Annotated in this window: 18 protein-coding genes; 9 read left to right on the plus strand and 9 right to left on the minus strand. The window is 72.1% G+C overall.

The window, feature by feature from the left end:
- Nucleotides 1-47 precede the first annotated feature (47 nt).
- The gene (locus AB0C38_RS16575; protein WP_360673225.1) at nucleotides 48-827 is read left to right on the plus strand and encodes an exodeoxyribonuclease III; all 780 of its coding nucleotides are present in this window, start codon (nucleotides 48-50) and stop codon (nucleotides 825-827) included.
- Nucleotides 828-840: 13 nt separating this feature from the next.
- On the opposite strand, the gene AB0C38_RS16580 is transcribed toward AB0C38_RS16575, so the two are convergent.
- The 5 genes from AB0C38_RS16580 to rpe all read right to left on the minus strand — a co-directional run bounded on the left by AB0C38_RS16580 (nucleotide 841) and on the right by rpe (nucleotide 4513).
- The gene (locus tag AB0C38_RS16580; RefSeq protein WP_360673423.1) at nucleotides 841-1242 is read right to left on the minus strand and encodes a PH domain-containing protein; all 402 of its coding nucleotides are present in this window, start codon (nucleotides 1240-1242) and stop codon (nucleotides 841-843) included.
- Nucleotides 1243-1289: 47 nt separating this feature from the next.
- Nucleotides 1290-1796 (minus strand): 6,7-dimethyl-8-ribityllumazine synthase, encoded by a 507-nt coding sequence (ribH, locus tag AB0C38_RS16585; RefSeq protein WP_360673228.1) that lies wholly within the window; start codon nucleotides 1794-1796, stop codon nucleotides 1290-1292.
- On the minus strand, nucleotides 1793-3121 hold the full coding sequence (locus tag AB0C38_RS16590) for a bifunctional 3,4-dihydroxy-2-butanone-4-phosphate synthase/GTP cyclohydrolase II (RefSeq protein ID WP_360673231.1): 1329 nt from the start codon (nucleotides 3119-3121) through the stop codon (nucleotides 1793-1795). Before AB0C38_RS16590 ends, ribH begins: the two co-directional genes overlap by 4 nt.
- Nucleotides 3118-3747, minus strand: a complete 630-nt coding sequence (locus AB0C38_RS16595; RefSeq protein ID WP_360673234.1) for a riboflavin synthase — start codon at nucleotides 3745-3747, stop codon at nucleotides 3118-3120. Before AB0C38_RS16595 ends, AB0C38_RS16590 begins: the two co-directional genes overlap by 4 nt.
- Nucleotides 3748-3826: 79 nt before the next feature.
- Nucleotides 3827-4513, minus strand: a complete 687-nt coding sequence (gene rpe / locus AB0C38_RS16600; RefSeq protein ID WP_360673237.1) for a ribulose-phosphate 3-epimerase — start codon at nucleotides 4511-4513, stop codon at nucleotides 3827-3829.
- A gap of 123 nt (nucleotides 4514-4636) precedes the next feature.
- Between rpe and AB0C38_RS16605 the strand changes: the two genes are divergently transcribed.
- The 5 genes from AB0C38_RS16605 (at nucleotide 4637) to AB0C38_RS16625 (ending at nucleotide 10423) form a co-directional block, all read left to right on the plus strand.
- Nucleotides 4637-5836 (plus strand): histidine kinase, encoded by a 1200-nt coding sequence (locus AB0C38_RS16605; protein WP_360673240.1) that lies wholly within the window; start codon nucleotides 4637-4639, stop codon nucleotides 5834-5836.
- Nucleotides 5833-6492 (plus strand): response regulator transcription factor, encoded by a 660-nt coding sequence (locus AB0C38_RS16610; RefSeq protein WP_360673243.1) that lies wholly within the window; start codon nucleotides 5833-5835, stop codon nucleotides 6490-6492. The genes AB0C38_RS16605 and AB0C38_RS16610 overlap by 4 nt, the downstream gene beginning before the upstream one ends.
- Before the next feature lie 156 nt (nucleotides 6493-6648).
- Nucleotides 6649-8052, plus strand: a complete 1404-nt coding sequence (phoA, locus tag AB0C38_RS16615) for an alkaline phosphatase (RefSeq protein ID WP_360673246.1) — start codon at nucleotides 6649-6651, stop codon at nucleotides 8050-8052.
- Between the two features lie 103 nt (nucleotides 8053-8155).
- Nucleotides 8156-9262 carry a serine hydrolase domain-containing protein gene (locus AB0C38_RS16620; protein ID WP_360673249.1) on the plus strand — a complete coding sequence of 369 codons (1107 nt, stop codon included), beginning with the start codon at nucleotides 8156-8158 and terminating at the stop codon, nucleotides 9260-9262.
- Between the two features lie 33 nt (nucleotides 9263-9295).
- Complete coding sequence (locus AB0C38_RS16625) at nucleotides 9296-10423, plus strand: serine hydrolase domain-containing protein (protein WP_360673252.1); 1128 nt, start codon at nucleotides 9296-9298, stop codon at nucleotides 10421-10423.
- 71 nt (nucleotides 10424-10494) lie between these two features.
- Here the strand turns inward: AB0C38_RS16625 and AB0C38_RS16630 are convergent, their stop codons facing one another.
- Genes AB0C38_RS16630 through fmt form a run of 3 tightly spaced genes read right to left on the minus strand, consistent with a single transcriptional unit; the run spans nucleotide 10495 to nucleotide 13336 of the window.
- Nucleotides 10495-10992, minus strand: a complete 498-nt coding sequence (locus AB0C38_RS16630) for a flavoprotein (RefSeq protein ID WP_360673255.1) — start codon at nucleotides 10990-10992, stop codon at nucleotides 10495-10497.
- Nucleotides 10989-12413: a transcription antitermination factor NusB gene (locus tag AB0C38_RS16635; RefSeq protein WP_360673258.1), complete on the minus strand. Its 1425-nt coding sequence runs from the start codon at nucleotides 12411-12413 to the stop codon at nucleotides 10989-10991. Before AB0C38_RS16635 ends, AB0C38_RS16630 begins: the two co-directional genes overlap by 4 nt.
- Nucleotides 12410-13336 carry a methionyl-tRNA formyltransferase gene (fmt, locus tag AB0C38_RS16640; RefSeq protein ID WP_360673260.1) on the minus strand — a complete coding sequence of 309 codons (927 nt, stop codon included), beginning with the start codon at nucleotides 13334-13336 and terminating at the stop codon, nucleotides 12410-12412. The genes AB0C38_RS16635 and fmt overlap by 4 nt, the downstream gene beginning before the upstream one ends.
- Nucleotides 13337-13478: 142 nt before the next feature.
- Between fmt and AB0C38_RS16645 the strand changes: the two genes are divergently transcribed.
- Complete coding sequence (locus tag AB0C38_RS16645) at nucleotides 13479-14438, plus strand: GNAT family N-acetyltransferase (RefSeq protein ID WP_360673263.1); 960 nt, start codon at nucleotides 13479-13481, stop codon at nucleotides 14436-14438.
- Nucleotides 14439-14447: 9 nt separating this feature from the next.
- Here the strand turns inward: AB0C38_RS16645 and ggt are convergent, their stop codons facing one another.
- Entirely contained in the window at nucleotides 14448-16247 is a 1800-nt protein-coding gene (ggt, locus tag AB0C38_RS16650; protein WP_360673266.1) for a gamma-glutamyltransferase, read from the minus strand.
- Nucleotides 16248-16461: 214 nt separating this feature from the next.
- On the opposite strand from ggt, the gene AB0C38_RS16655 reads away from it, so the two are divergent.
- Both AB0C38_RS16655 and AB0C38_RS16660 read left to right on the plus strand, forming a co-directional pair.
- Entirely contained in the window at nucleotides 16462-17277 is an 816-nt protein-coding gene (locus tag AB0C38_RS16655) for a lysozyme (protein WP_360673269.1), read from the plus strand.
- Between the two features lie 180 nt (nucleotides 17278-17457).
- A complete protein-coding gene (locus AB0C38_RS16660) occupies nucleotides 17458-18477 on the plus strand; it encodes a YncE family protein (RefSeq protein WP_360673272.1) in 1020 nt (339 codons plus the stop codon).
- Nucleotides 18478-18611: the final 134 nt, after the last annotated feature.

The following is an 18611-nucleotide window of genomic DNA, read 5'->3' on the forward strand; positions in this document are numbered from 1 at the left end:
TCGGCGCCGCCCCGTTCTTGTCGGTGGCGTGTGGGATGCTCGCGGGCATGCGGATCGCCACCTGGAACGTGAACTCCATCGTCCCCCGCCTGCCGCGCGTGCTGGAGTTCCTGGAGCAGACGGCGCCGGACGTGCTGTGCCTGCAGGAGCTGAAGAACGCGACGGAGAAGTTCCCGTTCGCCGAGGTCGAGGCGCTCGGCTACGAGGTGGCGGCGTACGGGCTCGGGCGCTGGAACGGCGTCGGGATCGTGTCCCGGGTGGGCGTGTCCGACGTGGTGCGCGGGCTCCCGGGCGAGCCCGAGTTCGACGGGGCCGCCGAGGCGCGCGCGATCGGGGCGACGTGTGGCGGAGTGCGGGTGTGGTCGGTGTACGTGCCGAACGGGCGCGAGCCGGACACCCCGCACTACGCGTACAAACTGGAGTGGCTGGAGGCGTTGCGGTCGCTGGTGTCGTCGGAGCTGTCTTCGTCCGGGCCGTTCGCGGTGCTGGGTGACTTCAACGTCGCCCCGACGGACGCGGACGTGTGGGACATCGCGGTGTTCGCGGAGTCGACGCACGTGACGAAGCCGGAGCGCGACGCCTTGGCCCGGCTGCGGGACCTGGGGTTGTCGGACGTCTTCCCGCGGCCGCTGAAGTACGACCACCCGTTCACGTACTGGGACTACCGGGCGGGGAACTTCCCGAACAACAAGGGAATGCGGATCGACCTGGTGTACGGGAACGCGCCTTTCGCCGGCGCGGTGACGGATTCCTATGTGGACCGCAACGCGCGCAAGGGCAAGGGTCCGTCGGACCACGCACCGATCGTGGTGGACCTGGACCTCTGACGTTCGCCGGTCGCTAGCCGCCGGTGGCTGCGCGGTGCAGCTTTCGCAGTGCCCGGACCGCTTCCACCGCCCGGCCCCGGTCCACCGCCTGCACCGCCATCACCGCCTGGTACTCGTCGTCGGGCAGTTCCAGCCGCGCCCACGACGCGCCGTCCGGGAAGCTCACCGACAGCACGTCGCTCCACGCGAAGCGCCGCGTGATCAGCACGTTGCGGATCTCGATGCCCTCCGCGTCCGCTCGCACCCGGGCGATCGCGAACAGCATCACGCCGCCCGCCAGCAGGATGCCGATGCCGATCATCGCCGCCTGGTCGGAGCGCTGGAAGTGCACCCCGGTGTTGCCGTTGCGCAGCAGCACCGCCACCACCACGAACACCGCCAGCAGCGCCACCGCCAGCACGCTGCACATGATCATCGCCCGCCGCGGGCGGATCACCAAAGTCGCTTCGGAAGTGGCCACGCTCACACGAAACCCCGCTCGGTCCACGGCTGACGCAGGCTCCGCAGCACGTGCGCGCTGTCCAGCGCGGCCACCGTCGCCTCGTAGCCCTTGTCCTCCTTGGCACCCGGGCGACCCGACCGGTCGACGGCCTGCTCGTGCGTGTCGCACGTCAGGACGCCGTTGCCGACCGGGGTGCTCTCGTCGAGCGCCACCCGGGTCAACCCCGCCGTCACCGCGTCGCACACGTACTCGAAGTGCGGGGTGCCGCCGCGGATGACCACGCCCAGCGCGACCACCGCGTCGTGGTTGCGGGCCAGCGCCTGCACCACCACCGGGAGCTCGATCGCGCCCGCGACGTGGACGACCGTCGGGTCCTCCTCGAGTTCCGCCTCTTTCGCCGCGGCCAGCGCGCGCTCCAGCAGGACGTCGGTGATGTCCGCGTTCCACCGCGTCGCCACGATGCCGAGCTTCAACGACTTGCAGCCGGTCAGGTCCAGCGAAACGTCGGGACGGCCGTCGCCGCTCACAGTGCTCCTCCGTCGGGGTGCTCGGTGCCGGCGCCGACCTGGTCGTAGTGCTCGAGCTGGGCCAGGTCGTGCCCCATCCGGTCGCGCTTGGTCCGCAGGTAGCGCAGGTTCTCCGGGTTCGGCGAGATCGGCAGCGGCACCCGCCCGGTGACGCGCAGGCCGTAGCCCTCCAGGCCGATCCGCTTGGCCGGGTTGTTCGACAGCAGCCGCATGGTGCGGACGCCGAGGTCGCACAGGATCTGCGCACCCGTGCCGTAGTCGCGGGCGTCGGCCGGGACGCCCAGCGCGAGGTTGGCGTCCACCGTGTCGGCGCCGTCGTCCTGCAGCTGGTAGGCCTGCAGCTTGTGCAGCAGGCCGATGCCGCGGCCTTCGTGGCCGCGGATGTAGAGCACGACGCCGCGGCCTTCGGCGGCCACCGCTTCCAGGGCCGCTTCCAGCTGCGGGCCGCAGTCGCAGCGCAGCGAGCCGAAGACGTCGCCGGTCAGGCACTCGGAGTGGACGCGCACGAGGATGTCCTGGCCGTCGCCGATCTCGCCGTAGACGAACGCGACGTGCTCGATGCCGTCCAGGAGCGAGTCGTAGCCGACCGCGCGGAACGTGCCCGCGGCCAGCGGGATGCGCGCCTCGGCGACGCGCTCGACCTGCTTCTCGGTGCGACGGCGGTAGGCGATGAGGTCGGCGATGGTGATGATCGCGAGGTCGTGGTCGGCGGCGAACACCTCGAGCTCGTCGCGGCGCGCCATGTCGCCTTCGTCCTTCTGCGACACGATCTCGCAGAGCACGCCCGCCGGCGCGAGGCCGGCCATCCGGGCCAGGTCGACCGACGCCTCGGTGTGCCCGGGCCGGCGCAGCACGCCGCCGCCCTTGGCCCGCAGCGGCACGACGTGCCCGGGACGGCGGAAGTCCTTCGCGGTGGACGCCGGGTCGCCCAGTAGCCGGATCGTGTGCGCGCGGTCGGCGGCGGAGATGCCGGTGCTGATGCCGTCCGCGGCGTCGACCGTGACGCTGTACGCAGTGCCCCGCGCGTCCTGGTTCGTGTGGTACATCGGCGGCAGGTCCAGCCGGTCGGCCTCGGCCTCGGTCAGCGCCACGCAGACGTAGCCCGAGGTGTAGCGGACCATGAACGCCAGCAGCTCCGGCGTCGCCTTCTCCGCCGCGAAGATGAGGTCGCCCTCGTTCTCGCGGTCTTCGTCGTCGACCACGACGACCGGGCGGCCCGCCGCGACGTCCGCGATCGCCCGCTCGATGGCGTCGGCGTCGAACACCGCCCCGGTGCCGCAGGGGGTCCAGCCCGCTTCGGGCTCTGCCGCACTCATCTCGCTCATGACCGCTCCTCCGTGCCGCCGTCCCGATTGTGCACCTGGTCGCGGATATGTGCCTCGGCCAGCTTCTCCACGTACTTCGCGACCACGTCGACCTCGAGGTTCACCAGGTCGCCGGCCTCCCGGCCGCCGAGGGTGGTCACCTCGAGGGTGGTCGGGATCAGCGCGACCTTGAACTGGTCGCCGGTGACCGCCGCGACGGTCAGCGAGATCCCGTCGACCGCGATCGAGCCCTTCTCGACCACGTACCGGGACAGGTGCTCCGGCAGCGCGAACGTCGTGACGCCGTTCTCGTCGCGGCCGAGGAACACGCCGGTCCCGTCCACGTGGCCCTGCATGATGTGCCCGCCGAGCCGGCCGCCGGCCGGGGTGGCGCGTTCCAGGTTGACCCGGTCGCCGGTCGCGACCTTGGCCAGGCTCGAGCGCTGCAGCGTCTCGTTCACGACGTCGACGGTGAACTCGCCGCCGGCCACCTCGACGACCGTCAGGCACACCCCGCTGACCGCGATCGAGTCACCGTGCCCGGCGTCGCTGGTGACGAGCGGGCCGCGTACGCGCAGCCGTGCCGCGTTGGTCAGCTGCTCGACCGCGGTGACCTCGCCGATCTCCTCGACTATGCCGGTGAACACGTCCGCTGCCTCCTTGTGAGCCGGTTCTTCCATCCAACACCCGCCGCGGCCCCGGGGCTTCCCCGGTGCCGTCGCGGGGTCAGCCGGCCCGGCCGCGGGCCGCCTGCTCGCGCAGCGCGGCGACCGCCTTGCCCGGATCGCCGGCGCCGTAGACGGCGGACCCGGCGACGAAGCAGTCGACGCCCGCCTCGGCGGCCTGCTCGATGGTCTCGGCGTTGATCCCGCCGTCGATCTCGACGACCAGCTTCAGGTGCCCGGTGTCGACGAGCCGCCGCGCGGTGCGGACCTTCTCCAGGACCTCGGTGATGAACGACTGCCCGCCGAAGCCCGGCTCGACCGACATCACCAGCAGCGTGTCGTAGTGCTTGAGCGCGTCGAGCCATGGCTCGAGCGCGGTGCCCGGCTTGACCGAGAGGCCGGCCTTGGCGCCCGCCGCGCGCAGGTTCTTGGCCAGCGCGATCGGGTCCTTCGCGGCTTCGGCGTGCACGGTGACGTTGTAGGCGCCGGCCTCGGCGTACCCGATCGCCCACCGGTCCGGGTCGTCGATCATGAGATGGCAGTCGATCGGCACGTCGGTGCTCGCGAGCAGCGCCTTGACCACGGGCAGGCCCAGGGTCAGGTTGGGCACGAAGTGCGCGTCCATGACGTCTACGTGCACCCAGTCGGCTCGGTTGTCGCCGGTGCCGGCCACGGCGGCGATCTCCTCGCCGAGCCGGGCGAAGTCCGCGGACAGGATGCTGGGGGCGATGAGGGGTCGGTCTGCCACGTCCCGAGTGTAGGAGGCCGGTGCTAACGGTTGCTAACCGGTTGTGACGAGGATCTGGCTTGCGACCAGGATCTGGCTCCGGAGAGGGAGGTCACCCGGGACCGGCCGCCCTACGCTCGGCGCATGCCCGGATTCCTCCTGTCCCTGACCCGGATCGGCAGCTACCGCAGCCTGCTCCACGCGGCCGCGGGGGCCGCCGTCGCGCTGCCGGTGACCCCTTTCGCCCTCGCCGCGGCGGTGTCCGTCGAAGCCGATTCCCGGGTACGCGCGCTCATCGCCCTGCTCGCCCTGGCGGTGCTGATGGGGCTGCTGGGCCTGCTGGGACCGGTGCGCCGCCTCGGTATCGGCCTGGCGAACACCCTGCTCGGCACCGGCGTCCCCGCGCCCGAGGGCCGGCCGGACGCCGCGTCACGGCTGCGGTCCGGGCTGTGGCTCGCGCTGCACACGGCGGCCAGCGGCGTGCTGTTCACCGTGCTCGCCGTCCTGGGCCTGGGGTTGCTCGTGCCCGCGGTGTGGCTCGTGGGCGGCCAGGACCGGATCTCGCTGGTCTGGGACGACGTCCCGCTCGGGGCGTGGACGGTCCCGTTCGGGCTGGCGGTGGCCGTCGCGGCGCTGGCGCTGGCCGCAGCCGCCACCTTCGGCCTCCGCGCCGGCGCGACCGCGCTGCTGGGCCCGTCGGCCGCCGAGCGCGCGGCCCTGGCCGAACGCCGCGCCGCCGTGCTCGCCCAGCGCAACCGGCTGGCCCGCGAGCTGCACGACTCGATCGGGCACACGCTGACGACGTCGACCATCCAGGCGGCCGCCGCGGCCGATCTGGTCGAGACCGACCCCGGCCAGGTGCGGCACGCGCTCGGCACGATCGAAGAAGCGTCTCGAAGCGCCCTCGAGGACCTCGACCACGTCCTCGGCCTGCTGCGCGAAGAACCCGCGACCAAAGAGCCGGAGCGCACGCTGACCGAGGTGGACGTCCTCGCCGTGCGCGCCCGCGACGCCGGGCTCGACGTCCGGCTGACCGTCACCGGGCCGGTCGCCGCGCTGCCCGCCGCGGTGTCGCGCGAGGGCTACCGGATCGTCCAGGAGGGCCTGACCAACGCGCTGCGCCACGCCGGCCCGGGCGCGGTCGACGTCCGCGTCGAAGCCGGGCCCGAGCGCCTGGCGATCGCCGTCGTCAACGCCCTGCCCGGCGTGGACCCGCGGCCTGGGCGGCGCGGGCTGGCCGGGCTCGCCGAGCGCGTCGAAGCCCTGCGCGGCGAGCTCGACGCGGGTCCGGACGGCGAGCGGTGGCGGCTGAGCGCGACTATCCCCCTGCGGACGGGCGCATGACGCCCACCGTGCTCCTGGCCGACGACGAGCCGCTGGTCCGCACCGGCCTGCGGGCGCTGCTGGAGCAGCAGGGCATCACCGTGGTCGGCGAGGCGGCCGACGGCGCCGAGGTGCTGCCCGCGGTACGCCGCACCCGGCCGGACGTCGTGCTGATGGACGTCCGGATGCCCGGCACGGACGGCATCGAGGCCACCCGGCGGCTGCTCGCCGAGACCACCGAACCACCGAAGGTCCTCGTGGTCACGACCTTCGACAACGACGACTACGTGCACGAGGCCCTGCTGGCGGGGGCGAGCGGGTTCCTGCTGAAGCGGGCGCGCAAGGAGGAGATCGCGCACGCCGTCCGGACCGTCGCCGCCGGCGAGTCGCTGCTGTTCCCCGAGGCGATCCGGCGCCTGGTGAGCGCCCGGCTGCCGGGCGCGAAGTTCACCCGGGTCGCGAAGACGCTCACCCGGCGCGAGGCCGAGGTGCTGCGGCTGATCGCCACCGGACTGTCCAACTCCGACATCGCGGCCGCGCTCGTGATCAGCCTGGAGACCGTGAAGACCCACGTGGGCAACATCTTCGGCAAGCTCGGCGCGGCCAACCGCAGCCAGGCGGTGGTCATAGCGTACGAATCGGGCATCGTCGCGCCCGGTCACCTCGCCGGTTGGTAACCGACGTGCTCCCGGTCACCTCCGTGAAGCCAGGTGTTCGGTCAGCCGCCACCCGCTGCTCACCCGGCGGCCGCCGACGGCACACATGCGGCAGGACTAATAGCCCGTGTCCGGAATCCGGGCTCTTACCTCCCGAAGTCCCCGAAGAGGAGAAACATGGCTTCGCTGCTCACCGGCCGCCGCCGGTGGCTGGTCGCGGGCGCGCTCGGCGCCGCGCTGGTCGCCGCCGCCCCGGTCGCCCTGGCCACCAGCGGTCCCGACAGTGCCGACAGCGACAACGCGCGCTCGTCGGCCGGCACCGGTGACCGCACCAACGACGTCCGCTCCGCGATCCAGGGCGGCAGTGCCCGCAACGTCATCCTGTTCCTCGGTGACGGCATGGGCCAGTCGGAGATCACGTCCGCGCGCAACTACGAGCGTGGCGCCGCCGGCCGGCTCGCGATGGACGAGCTGCCGCTGACCGGTGACTACACCACCTACGCGGTCGAGCAGAACAACCCCGGCAAGCCGAACTACGTGACCGACTCGGCCGCGTCCGGCACCGGCTGGGCCACCGGCGTCAAGACCTACAACGGCGCGATCTCGGTCGACGCGTACGGCAACCCCGTGCCGACGATCCTCGAGCTGGCCAAGCGCGGCGGGCTGCGCACCGGCGACGTCACCACCGCCGAGGTCCAGGACGCGACGCCGGCGGTGCTCGGCTCGCACGTCGTCAGCCGCGACTGCAAGGGCCCGGTCGAGACGACCGCCAAGTGCGCGGTCAACGCCAAGGAGAAGGGCGGCGCCGGCTCGATCTCCGAGCAACTCGTCCAGACCCGCCCCGACGTCCTGCTGGGCGGCGGTTCGGCGTACTTCGACCAGACGGTCACGGCCGGCAAGTTCAAGGGCAAGACCGTGCTGGAGCAGGCCAAGGCGGCCGGCTACAACGTCGTGAACACCGCGGCCGACCTGGCGAAGGCGAAGAAGGGCAAGCCGGTCCTCGGCCTGTTCGCCAAGAACAACATGCCGGTGAACTGGACCGGCCCGGCCGCGGTCCACGGCGGCACCGCGCCGTCGCGCTGCACCCCCAACCCGGCGCTGCCGAAGACCCAGCCGAAGCTGGCCGACCAGACCCGCAAGGCGCTGGAGCTGCTCGACGACCGGCACTCGGACAAGGGCTTCTTCCTGCAGGTCGAGGGCGCGAGCATCGACAAGCAGGACCACTCCGCCGACCCGTGCGGCCAGATCGGCGAGACGATCGACTTCGACGCGGCGATCGCGGCGGGCACGGCGTTCGCCCGCAGCCACCCCGACACGCTGGTGCTGGTGACCGCCGACCACGGCCACAGCAGCCAGATCGTCGAGCCCACGGCCACCCCGGGCCTGACCGCGACGCTCGTCACCAACGAGGGCGCGAACATGACCCTGGCCTACGGCACCGCCGAGACGGGTGGCTCGCAGTCGCACACGGGCACCCAGGTCCGCATCGCGGCCATGGGCCCGCAGGCGGCGAACGTCGTCGGCCTGACCAACCAGACGGACCTGTTCGGCACGCTGAAGCGGGCCCTGCGCCTGCGCTGACCGTGGTAGGGCAGGCCCCCGGATCGTTCGGGCGGCCTGCCCCATGCCCCCTGGCGTCTCGGCTCCCTAGGTTGGGAACACCAAGACACCAGGGGGTTCTTTCATGCGGAAGTCCTTGCCCGGCAAGCGGATCGTCGCCTGTGGCACGCTCGTCGCGCTCCTCGCGGCGACCACCGCGGCGCCGGCGTTCGCCACCACCACGAGCCCGGTCCAGGCGAGCCTGGACGCGCTGACCGCGCAGGACGGCGTTCCCGGCGCCGAGGCGGTGATCCAGGATCACGGCCGGACACGTGTGCTGCGCAGCGGCCGCGGTGACGTCGCCACCGGGAAACCGTTCCCGCGCAACGGCTCCTTCCGCGCGGGCAGCGTCACCAAGTCGTTCGTGGCCACCGTCGTGCTGCAGCTCGTCGCCGAGGGCCGCGTGAAGCTGGACGCGCCGGTCGAGCGCTACCTGCCGGGTTTGCTGCCGGACCAGCGGATCACCGTGCGACAGCTGCTACAGCACACGAGCGGCCTGTACAACTACACCGACGACCTCCCGCTGAACGACCCGGAGTCGCTGCGCCACCTCGGCGCGGACCCGGCCGAACTGGTGGCGATGGCGCTGAAGCACCCCGCGCTGTTCCCGCCCGGCACGAGCTGGTCGTACTCCAACACCAACTACATCGTCGCCGGGATGCTCGCCGAACGCGTCACCGGGCACGCGCTGAGCGACGAGATCACCCGCCGGATCACCCGGCCGCTGGGCCTTCGTGACACCTATCTCCCGCGCCGCGGCGACGAGAAGCTGCCCGCGCCGCACGCCGTCGGCTACGTGCCGGTCGGCGGAAACCTGGCCGACTTCAGCGACTACGAGACGACGATGGCGTGGGCGGCGGGCGGGCTCGTGTCCACCCCGGCCGACCTCGACCGGTTCTACGGCGCCCTGCTCAGCGGGCAGCTGCTGCGCCCGGCCCAGCTCGCCGAGATGCGGCGCACGGTCCCGGCCGACCTCGGCATCCCGGGCGCGCGCTACGGCCTGGGCCTGGGCAGCATTCCGTTGTCCTGCGGCGAGTTCTGGGGCCACGAAGGCGGGGTCCTCGGCTTCACCAACCTCGCCGGAGTGGGCCCGCACGGCCGCCGCGTGACGGTGGTGCTGAACCAGAACCCGACGCCCGCCGCGGCGAACCAGCACATGCTCGCCGCCACCGACGCGGCGCTCTGCGCGTAGGTCCAGGGAACACCGAGACCAAGGAGGGTTCTCATGCGGAAGTCCTTGCGCGGCAAGCAGATCGTCGCCTGCGGCACGCTCGTCGCGCTCCTCGCGGCGACCACCGCGGCACCGGCGCTCGCCGTCACCACGAACCCGCTGCAGCGGGCGCTCGACCGGATCACCATCCAGGGCGGCGCGCCCGGTGCCGAAGCCGTCGTCACCGACCACGGCCGCGTCACCGAGACGCGCAGCGGGACCGGCGACGTGACGACCGGGACGCCGTACCCGCGGGACGCGAAGTTCCGCGCGGGGAGCATCACGAAGACGTTCGTCGCGACCGTGGTGCTCCAGCTCGTCGCCGAAGAGAAGGTCGACCTCGACGCGCCGATCGAGCGGTACCTGCCCGGACTGATCACCGGGAACGGCAACGACGGCCGCAAGATCACCGTGCGGAATCTGTTGCAGCACACCAGCGGGCTCTACAGCTACACCGACGACGTGCTGGCGACGGGCGACCTCGAGTCGCTGCGTCACCGCGGGGCCGAACCTGGTGAGCTCGTCGCCCTGGCGATGAAGCACCCGCCGTTGTTCGCCTCCGGCAGCTCCTGGTCCTACTCGAACACCAACTACATCGTCGCCGGGATGCTCGTCGAGAAGGTCACGCGGCACAGCGTCGCCACCGAGATCGCCCACCGGATCACCCGGCCGCTCGGCCTGCGCGGCACCTCCCTGCCGGGGCGCGGCGAGGAGCTGCTGCCCGCGCCGCACGCGCGCGGATACGTGCCGGGTGAGGAGAAGCTGGTCGACTTCACCGAGTTCGACCCGTCGATCGCCGGGGCCGCGGGCGCGCTCGTGTCGACCGGCCGGGACCTCGACGTGTTCTACACGGCGCTGCTCGGCGGCCGGCTGCTGCCCGCCGCCCAGCTCGCGCAGATGCAACGCACGGTCCCGGTGCCGGACGACCCTGGCACGGACTACGGCCTGGGCCTCTTCCACCGGACCCTGCCGGACGGCACGCGCTACTGGGGCCACGGCGGCGACATCTTCGGCTTCGCCACCCTGGCCGGGGCACTCGACGGCGGCCGGGCCGCCGCCGTGTCGGCCAACGAGGATCCCTTGCCCGACACGGTGCGGGCGGACACCGAAGCGGCTTTCGAGGTCGCGCTGGCCCGCAGGTAGGCCGGAAGTCAGCCGAAACTGTCGGTGCTGCCCGGTAACGTGGAAAACGGGGGGGCGCCCCCGCGGGCGGCTCAGGGAAGCAGGTCGAGAGCCTCGGTCCACGGGCGGCCGATGTCCAGCCGGTGCAGCGTCACCCCGGCGCCCGCGAGGGTGTCGAGGTGGCGCTGCCACGCCGGGTGGTGCACCCGGGTGTCCTGGATCTGGTACGCGACGACGACCGTGATCCCGGGTGCGCCGAGGACGTCGCCGAGCACGGTCAGCGCCTGGTTGTCCGCGATGCCCAGCGCCAGCTTCGCCACGGAGTTGGCCGACGCCGGCGCGAAGAGGAACACCGCCGGGTCCGGGTGCGGCCGCGGCTCCCCCGGCAGCCGCGAGACGCTGCGGACCGGCAGGTCCGTGGCCGCCGCGACGTCGTCGAGCCCGCCGGTGGACTCCAGCCAGCGCATCGCGGTCGGCGTCAGCGTGATCGCCGGCCGCCAGCCGCGCTCGGCGGCGGGCCGGACCAGCTCGGCGGCGAACCGGGTCTCCAGCCCGCCGCACGAGCCGGCGACCAGCCCGAGATCTCTCACGGTTTGCGCAGCACGGCGCAGAACATCGCGTCCGTGCCGTGGCGGTGCGGCCACAGCTGCACGTACGGCCCGTCACCGAGCTCCGGCACACCCGGGAAGAACTCCCGCGAGTCCACCACTTCGGCCTTCAGCCGGCGCGCGGTCTCCGTCAGCACGCCCTCGGTTTCGGCGAGGTGCGGCGAGCAGACGACGTAGGTCAGCGCGCCGCCCGGCCGCAGCAGCGCGTAGGCCGCGGTGATCAGCTCGCCCTGCAGCTTCGTCAGGTCCGCGACGTCCGACGGCTGCCGCCGCCAGCGCGCCTCCGGCCGCCGCCGCAGCGCACCGAGCCCGCTGCACGGCGCGTCGACGAGGATCCGGTCGTAACCCGGCTCCAGGCCACTTTCGCGGCCATCGGCGACGTACACCTTCACCGGCAGGTTGATCGTGGCCTTCTCGACCAGCTTCGCGCGGTGGGGCGCCTTCTCGACGGCGTCCACCCTCGCCCCGCTCAGCGCCGCGAGGGAGCCGAGCAGCGCCGCCTTGCCGCCGGGACCGGCGCAGAGGTCGAGCCAGCGCTCGTCCGAGCCCTCGACCGGCACCTTCGTCGCGGCGATCGCGCAGAGCTGGCTGCCTTCGTCCTGCACTGCGGCCAGCCGCTCGCGGATCGGCTCGGCGTCGGCCGGGTCACCGGAACCCGCGGGCAGCCGGACGCCGTAGGGCGAGTACGGCGCGGGGTCTCCGCCGGTGATCGCGGCCAGCTCGTCGGCGCTGATCTCGCCCGGCCGGGCGACCAGGTGCACCTCGGGCCGCGCGTCGTCGGCTTCGAGGGCGGCCTTGAGGCCGGCACCCTTGTCCCCCAGCGCTTCGGCGAACGACCGGGCGATCCAGCGCGGGTGCGCGGTGCGCAGTGCGTAGGCCCCGATCGGGTCGGTGGCCTCGTCCGGCGCCACCTCGTCGAGCCAGGTCTGTTCGTCCTTTTCGGACACCTTGCGCATGACCGCGTTCGCGAACCCGGTGGCCCACGAACCACCTTCGGACCGCACGAGGTCCACAGTGGACGTGACGGCGGCGTGCTCCGGGATGCGCGTGCGCAGCAGCTGGTAGACACCGAGGCGCAGCGCGTCCAGCACCGCGGGGTCCGTCTTGGCCAGCGGCCGCTCGGCGCACGACTGGATGATCGCGTCGAGCAGGCCCTGCGCCCGCGCCGTGCCGTACGTCAGTTCGGTGGCCAGCGCCGCGTCCCGGCCGCTGATCCGCCGCTCGCGCAGCAGGTCCGGCAGGACGAGGTTGGCGTAGGCGTCCTTCTCCCGCACGGCGCGCAGGACGTCGAACGCGGCCTGCCGGGCCGGGTCCACCTCCGGCGGGCGGCGCGGGCCTTCCTTGCGCGGCGCCGGGCGGCCCCGCTCCGGCCGCGACGGCCGTCGTTCCCTGTTGTCGTTCACCGGAGGCGTTCTCCCTGGTCGATCCTGGTTCCGCGGGCCCAGTCGGTGGCCGCCATCCGTTTCTTGCCGGGTGCCTGGACGTCGCCGAGCCGCAGCGGCTTCGTCGCCGTCCCGACCAGCACCCGCTTGCGTTCGACCACGATCTCGCCCGGCGGCGGGCCGGGTTCGTCGAGCACCGTGACCGGGCCGAGCTTGAAGCGTTCCCCGCGGAATTCCGCCCACGCGCCCGGCTCAGGCGTGACCGACCGGATCTGCCGGTCGACCGCCGAGGCGGGGTCGGCGAAGGACACTCGCGCGTCCTCGACCGTCACCTTCGGCGCGTAGCTGAGCCCTTCGGCGGGTTGCTCGCGCGCGACCAGGCTGCCGTCGGCCAGACCGTCCATGGTGGACAGCAGCAGCTTGGCGCCGGACTCCGAGAGCCGCCCGAGCAGGCCGCCCGCCGTGTCGGTCGCGCCGATCGTCTCGGTGACGACGCCGTAGACCGGGCCCGCGTCCAGCTCCTTGACGATCCGGAAGGTCGACGCGCCGGTGATCTCGTCGCCGGCGCGGATCGCGGCCTGCACCGGCGCCGCGCCCCGCCACGCGGGCAGCAGCGAGAAGTGCAGGTTCACCCAGCCGAGGCGGGGGATGTCGAGGGCGGCCTGCGGTAGCAACGCACCGTAGGCGACGACCGGGCAGGCGTCGGGCGCCAGCTCGGACAGCCGGGCGAGGAAGGCCGGGTCTCCGGCGCGCGCGGGCGTCAGGACCTCGATGCCGTGCTCGTCGGCGAGGGCGCCGACCGGGGAGCGGACGACCCGGCGGCCGCGCCCGGCCTGCGCGTCGGGACGGGTGACGACGGCGACGACCTCGTGGCGGCCCGAGTCGAGCAGGGCGCGCAGCGCGGGGACGGCCGGGTCGGGGGTGCCGGCGAAGACGAGCTTCATCGGCCCACCCCTGGCGGGAGCAGGGAGGATTCACGTGGCTGGAACATCGCGCCTGAGTCTAGAAGGCCCCGATGATCACTGCGCGTCGCGCCCGCCGGGAAACCAGGCGACAGCCCGCGCGGGCGCGGTTAGCGTCGCCGGCATGCCCGGACGATCTTCTTCCCCGACGTGGCGGCCGCTCACCCGCGAGGACGCCCAGGCGTCGGCCGACCTCCTGAACGCCATCGAAACCGTGGACCGGATCGGCGAGAACTACACCGCGGAGGACACCCTCACGGAGCTGGTCGACCCCTACGCGGACCTGGCGCGCGGCAGCCTCGCGGCCTTCGACGGCGACGCGATGATCGGCTACATGAAGATCCGCTACAAGCCGTCCGCCGAGGAGGTCCACCGGGTCTTCCTGGACGGCGGGGTCCACCCGGCCCACCGCCGCCGGGGTGTCGGCACCACGCTCGTGGAGGCCGGGGTGGCGGCCGCGAAGGTCCTGCACGAACTGCACCACCCGGGCGCGAAGCTCGTGGTCGACGTCAACCGGCCGGAGCACATCGCCGGCCTCGCCGAGCTGATGCGGTCCCAGGGTTTCGCGCCGGTCCGGTACTTCTTGCGCATGGAACACCCGCTCGGGGACCTGGCACCGGTGGACGAGCCGCGGATCGAGCCGTGGTCGGCGGAGACCGACGAGGAGTTCCGGCGCGTCCGGAACGAGGCGTTCGAGGATCACTGGGGTGCGGTGCCGATGCCCGCGGACCTCTGGCGGAACAAGATCACCAACCAGACGTTCCGGCCGGAGGTCAGCTTCCTGCTCCGGGACGCGACCGGGGCTCCGGCGGGGATGCTGGTGACGATGTCCTGGGACGCCGACACCGAGGCGACCGGGATCCGCGACGCCCACTTCATGGTCGTCGGGACGCTGCGGGAGCACCGGCGGCGGGGCGTGGCCGGGGCGCTGCTCGCCCACGCGTTGCGCGCGGCCGCCGACCAGGGCTACGACCGGGCGAGCCTGAACGTCGACTCGGCGAGCCCGTCCGGGGCGTCCGGCGTCTTCGGGAAGGCCGGGTTCGTGCCGACGACGCGTTACGTCCGCTGGGCGCTCGAAGCCTGAGCCGAAGCGCTACCAGTGCGTGGGCCACACCACCTGGGCCGCACCCTGACCGCGCCGGACCGGTTCCGCGGCCGCCAGCCAGCGGCCGTCACGCAGGCGCTCCACGCCCGTCGCCGCGCCGATCTCCGCCGGCGCCGTCGAGAAGCCCTGGCCGCGCGCCTTGAGCACGGCCGTCTCGGGCAGATTCAGGAACTCCTGCTCCACCTGGGCCTGCGCCGAGTTCCGCTGCGACGCCCGCGGCGCCGCGATGGCGTCCTCCAGCGACAGCCCGCGGTCGATCCGGCCGGTCAGCACCTGCAGCACCGTCGTGATGATCGACGCGCCGCCCGGCGAGCCGGTCGCGAAGAAGGGCTTGCCGTCCTTCAGCACGATCGTCGGCGCCATCGAGGAGCGCGGCCGCTTGCCCGGGCCGGGCAGGTTCGGGTCGGGCACGCCCGGCGTCACCGGCGTGAAGGAGAAGTCGGTCAGCTCGTTGTTGAGCAGGAACCCGCGGCCCGGCACGACGATCCCGCTGCCGCCCTCCTGCTCGATGGTCAGCGTGTAGGCGACGACGTTGCCCCACTTGTCGGCGACCGTCAGGTGCGTCGTGTTCTCGCCCTCGTACGGCGTCGGCGCGGCCGTGGTGCCCGCCGCGCACGGCGTGGGGTGCTTCGGGTCGGCCGGGGCGACCGGGCTGGTCGCGGCCTTGTCCTTCGAGATCAGGCACGCCCGCGAGTCGGCGAAGCGCTGGCTCAGCAGCTCCTTGGCCGGGACGTCGATCACGGCGGGGTCGCCGATCCAGCGGTTGCGGTCGGCGAAGGCGAACCGCGTCGACTCCAGGAAGTACTGCAGGTAGTCGGCCTTGCTCGCGTGCTTCAGGTCGAAGTTCTCGAGGATGTTGAGCGCCTCGCCGACCGTGAGCCCGCCCGAGGACGGCGCCGGCATGCCGTAGACGTCGAGGCCCTGGTAGGTCGCGTGGGTCGGGGTGCGCTCGATCGCCCGGTAGTCGGCGAGGTCGCGGGTGGTCAGCTTGCCGGGGCGCACGTTCAGCGTCGAGGCCGGGTCCTTCGGCGGCTGCTGGACGGTCTTCGCGATGTCCGCACCGATCGAGCCTTTGTACAGCGCATCGACGCCGCGACGCTCGAGCTGCGCGTACGTGTCCGCGAGGTCGGGGTTCCGGAAGACGGTCCCGGGCGCCGGCGGGGCGCCGCCCGGCAGGTAGAGCGACCGCGTCGACGGGAACGCCGCGAACCGCGCGGCGTTGTTCGCGATCTGCGTCTGGAACGTCGGGTCGACGACGAACCCCTTGCGCGCCAGGTCTTCCGCGGGCTTCAGCGACTTCGACAGCGAGCGCGTCCCCCACTTGCGGAGGGCCTCGGACCACGTCGCGGGCGTGCCGGGCACGCCGACGCTGAGCCCGCTCGTGACGGCGTCGTTGAACGGCAGCGGCTGACCGTTCTCGACGAACAGGTTCGCGTCCGCGGACTTCGGCGCGGTCTCCCGGCCGTCCAGGGTGTGGACGCGGTGGGTCTTCGCGTCGTAGTAGACGAAGAACCCGCCACCGCCGACGCCGGCGGAGAACGGGTCGGTGACGCCGAGCGCGGCGGCGACCGCGACGGCCGCGTCGACGGCGTTGCCGCCGTCGCGCAGGACCTTGGTGCCGATCGCGGTGGCGTCGGCGTCGATGCTGGCCACGGCGCCCCCGAAACCGACGGCGACCGGGGACTTCGGCGTGGGGGTGGCGGCGCCGGCGGGCCCGGCCGCGACGGTGGTGGCGAGCGCGGCGGTGGCCGCGATGACGAGGGCTCGGCGGCATCTGTGCGACGGCATGCGGGCGAGTCTGCCCCTCGGACCAGGCACCTTCAAGACGCAAAGGGCGCGGATCGGGTCACTTCGCCCGGCTTGTCAACTTTTTACGAGTTTCCCCAGACTTCGAAATTGGATCACATGGCGGAGTGACGCCGCCCACGTCGCTGCCACAGAATCGTCCGGCGCGGCCCTGCACAGCCGCGCACAGCGAGGGCAACCGAAAGGACAACTGAAGATGACCGCACCACGGAGGTGGCGCCGCCTGCTCGGCGCCGCTGTGGCTGTCTCGACCTCCCTGCTGGTCGTGACCGCCGCCGGCGCCGAAGCGGCGCCGGGCCTGCCCGAACAGGACGCGTCGAACAACCACGAGATGGGCGCGGCGATCCGCGCCCACGACGGGGTGGCCCCGGCCGGGCTCGCGCCGGCGTCGGTGGACGCGAGTGTCCCGGGCATCGACGTCAGCTCCTACCAGGGCAACGTCAACTGGGCATCGTACTGGAGCGCGGGCAAGAAGTTCGCCTACGTCAAGGCGACCGAGGGCACCAGCTACCAGAACGCGTACTTCAGCCAGCAGTACACGGGGTCGTACAACGTCGGCATGATCCGCGGGGCCTACCACTACGGCCGCCCGGACGGGGCCGGCGGCGCGGCCCAGGCGGACTACTTCGTCGCCCACGGCGGCGGCTGGTCGAAGGACGGCAAGACCCTCCCGGGCACGCTCGACATCGAGTGGGGCCCGGACAACGCGTGCTACGGCAAGACGCCGGCGCAGATGGTGTCGTGGATCAAGGCGTTCAGCGACGAGTACCACGCGAAGACGACCCGCTGGCCGGTGATCTACACGGCGACCAGCTGGTGGAGCCAGTGCACCGGCAACACGGGCGACTTCAGTTCGACGAACCCTCTGTGGGTGGCGCGGTACGCGTCGTCGGCGGGGACGCTGCCGTACAACTGGGGCTTCTACACGTTCTGGCAGTACAGCTCTTCGCCCATTGATCAGGACCAGTTCAGCGCGGACATCTCGCGCCTGAAGGTGCTGGCGACCGGCTGATCCGCTGAGCCGGGAGCACGCGACGGCGTGCTCCCGGCTCGATCTCACCGCTCGACATTTCCGCAACGATTTGGTCGTCGCCGTAGCACCGCCACGCTCTCCGACGACACCGACGCCATGCGAAACCGACGGTTCCGGAGAGACAAAACATCGACTCCGGTCAGAGTCCTCGCCATCTTTGTGCTGGCCGGTATTCTGGCAGTCATCGCAACGGCATGTGCGCCATCGCCAGCACTCGACGAATCCGAAGCCACCGTCGACCCGGCCACCGGTCCCGGCGCACCCGTCCGGTACGCGGTGATCGCCACCGTCGCGGCCGGAAGCCAACCGTTCGGGGTCACCGTCGATTCCACCCTGCGAAGGGTCTTCGTCGCCGACGACGCCGTGGATTCTTCTCGCACCATCATGACGTTCGATGCGGACACCGGAGCGCGGATATCCTCATCTTCGGCGCGAATCGAGGGTGACACCGTCCTCGACATCACGGTCGATCCGCTGACACACACGCTCTACCTGCCACACTATCCCGAGAAGACCGGTGGTGGGATCACCGTGATCAATGCCGATAAAGGAGCGATCGCGGCGGAGATTCCCGTAGGCTCCGCGCCCTATGCCACCGACACCGATCCCGGCGAACACCTGCTCTACGTCGCCAATCATTCCGATGACACCGTCTCGGTGATCGACGAGCTGAGCAACACGGTCTCGACCGTGCTTCCCGCCGGAGAAAGCCCCATGGACATCGCCGTCGATCCGGCGACGCACACGGTGTATTGCGTGAACCAAGTCGGTACCGTCACCGTCATCGACGGAATCACGCACTCAGTGCGGAAGACCATTCCGGTCGGGCACAACGCCAGCAGCATCGCTGTCGCATCCGACACCCGGACCATCTTCGTCTCCAACCACGACGACAACACCGTTTCCGTCATCGATGGAGCCAAGAATGTCGTCACAGCGACCTTTTCCACTGCCGGTCGACCCGGCCGTCTCGCCGTCGATCCTGGCCGCCACGTTCTCTACATGGCAAGCTCCAACACCTCGGTCTCCGTCGTCGACACGGCGACCTACGCGATTCTGGCCACGGTGCCGGTCGGCCAGTACCCGTCCTCGATAGCGGTCGACCCGACGAAGCACCACGCCTATGTGACGAGCAACAAGACCAACACCCTCTCCGTCATCGGCCCACAAAGCCCGTAGCGGAAGTCGATGAGGTCCAGGGCCCCAGCCGGACATCTCGCGCCTGAAGGTGCTGGCGACCGGCTGATCCCGACTTCCGCGGGTTACGCGGGTGGCGCGGTCGCCGGAAGACTCGGCCGCGTCACCCACGCCGT

The organism is Amycolatopsis sp. NPDC048633, from assembly GCF_040650695.1.
Classification (GTDB): Bacteria; Actinomycetota; Actinomycetes; order Mycobacteriales; family Pseudonocardiaceae; genus Amycolatopsis.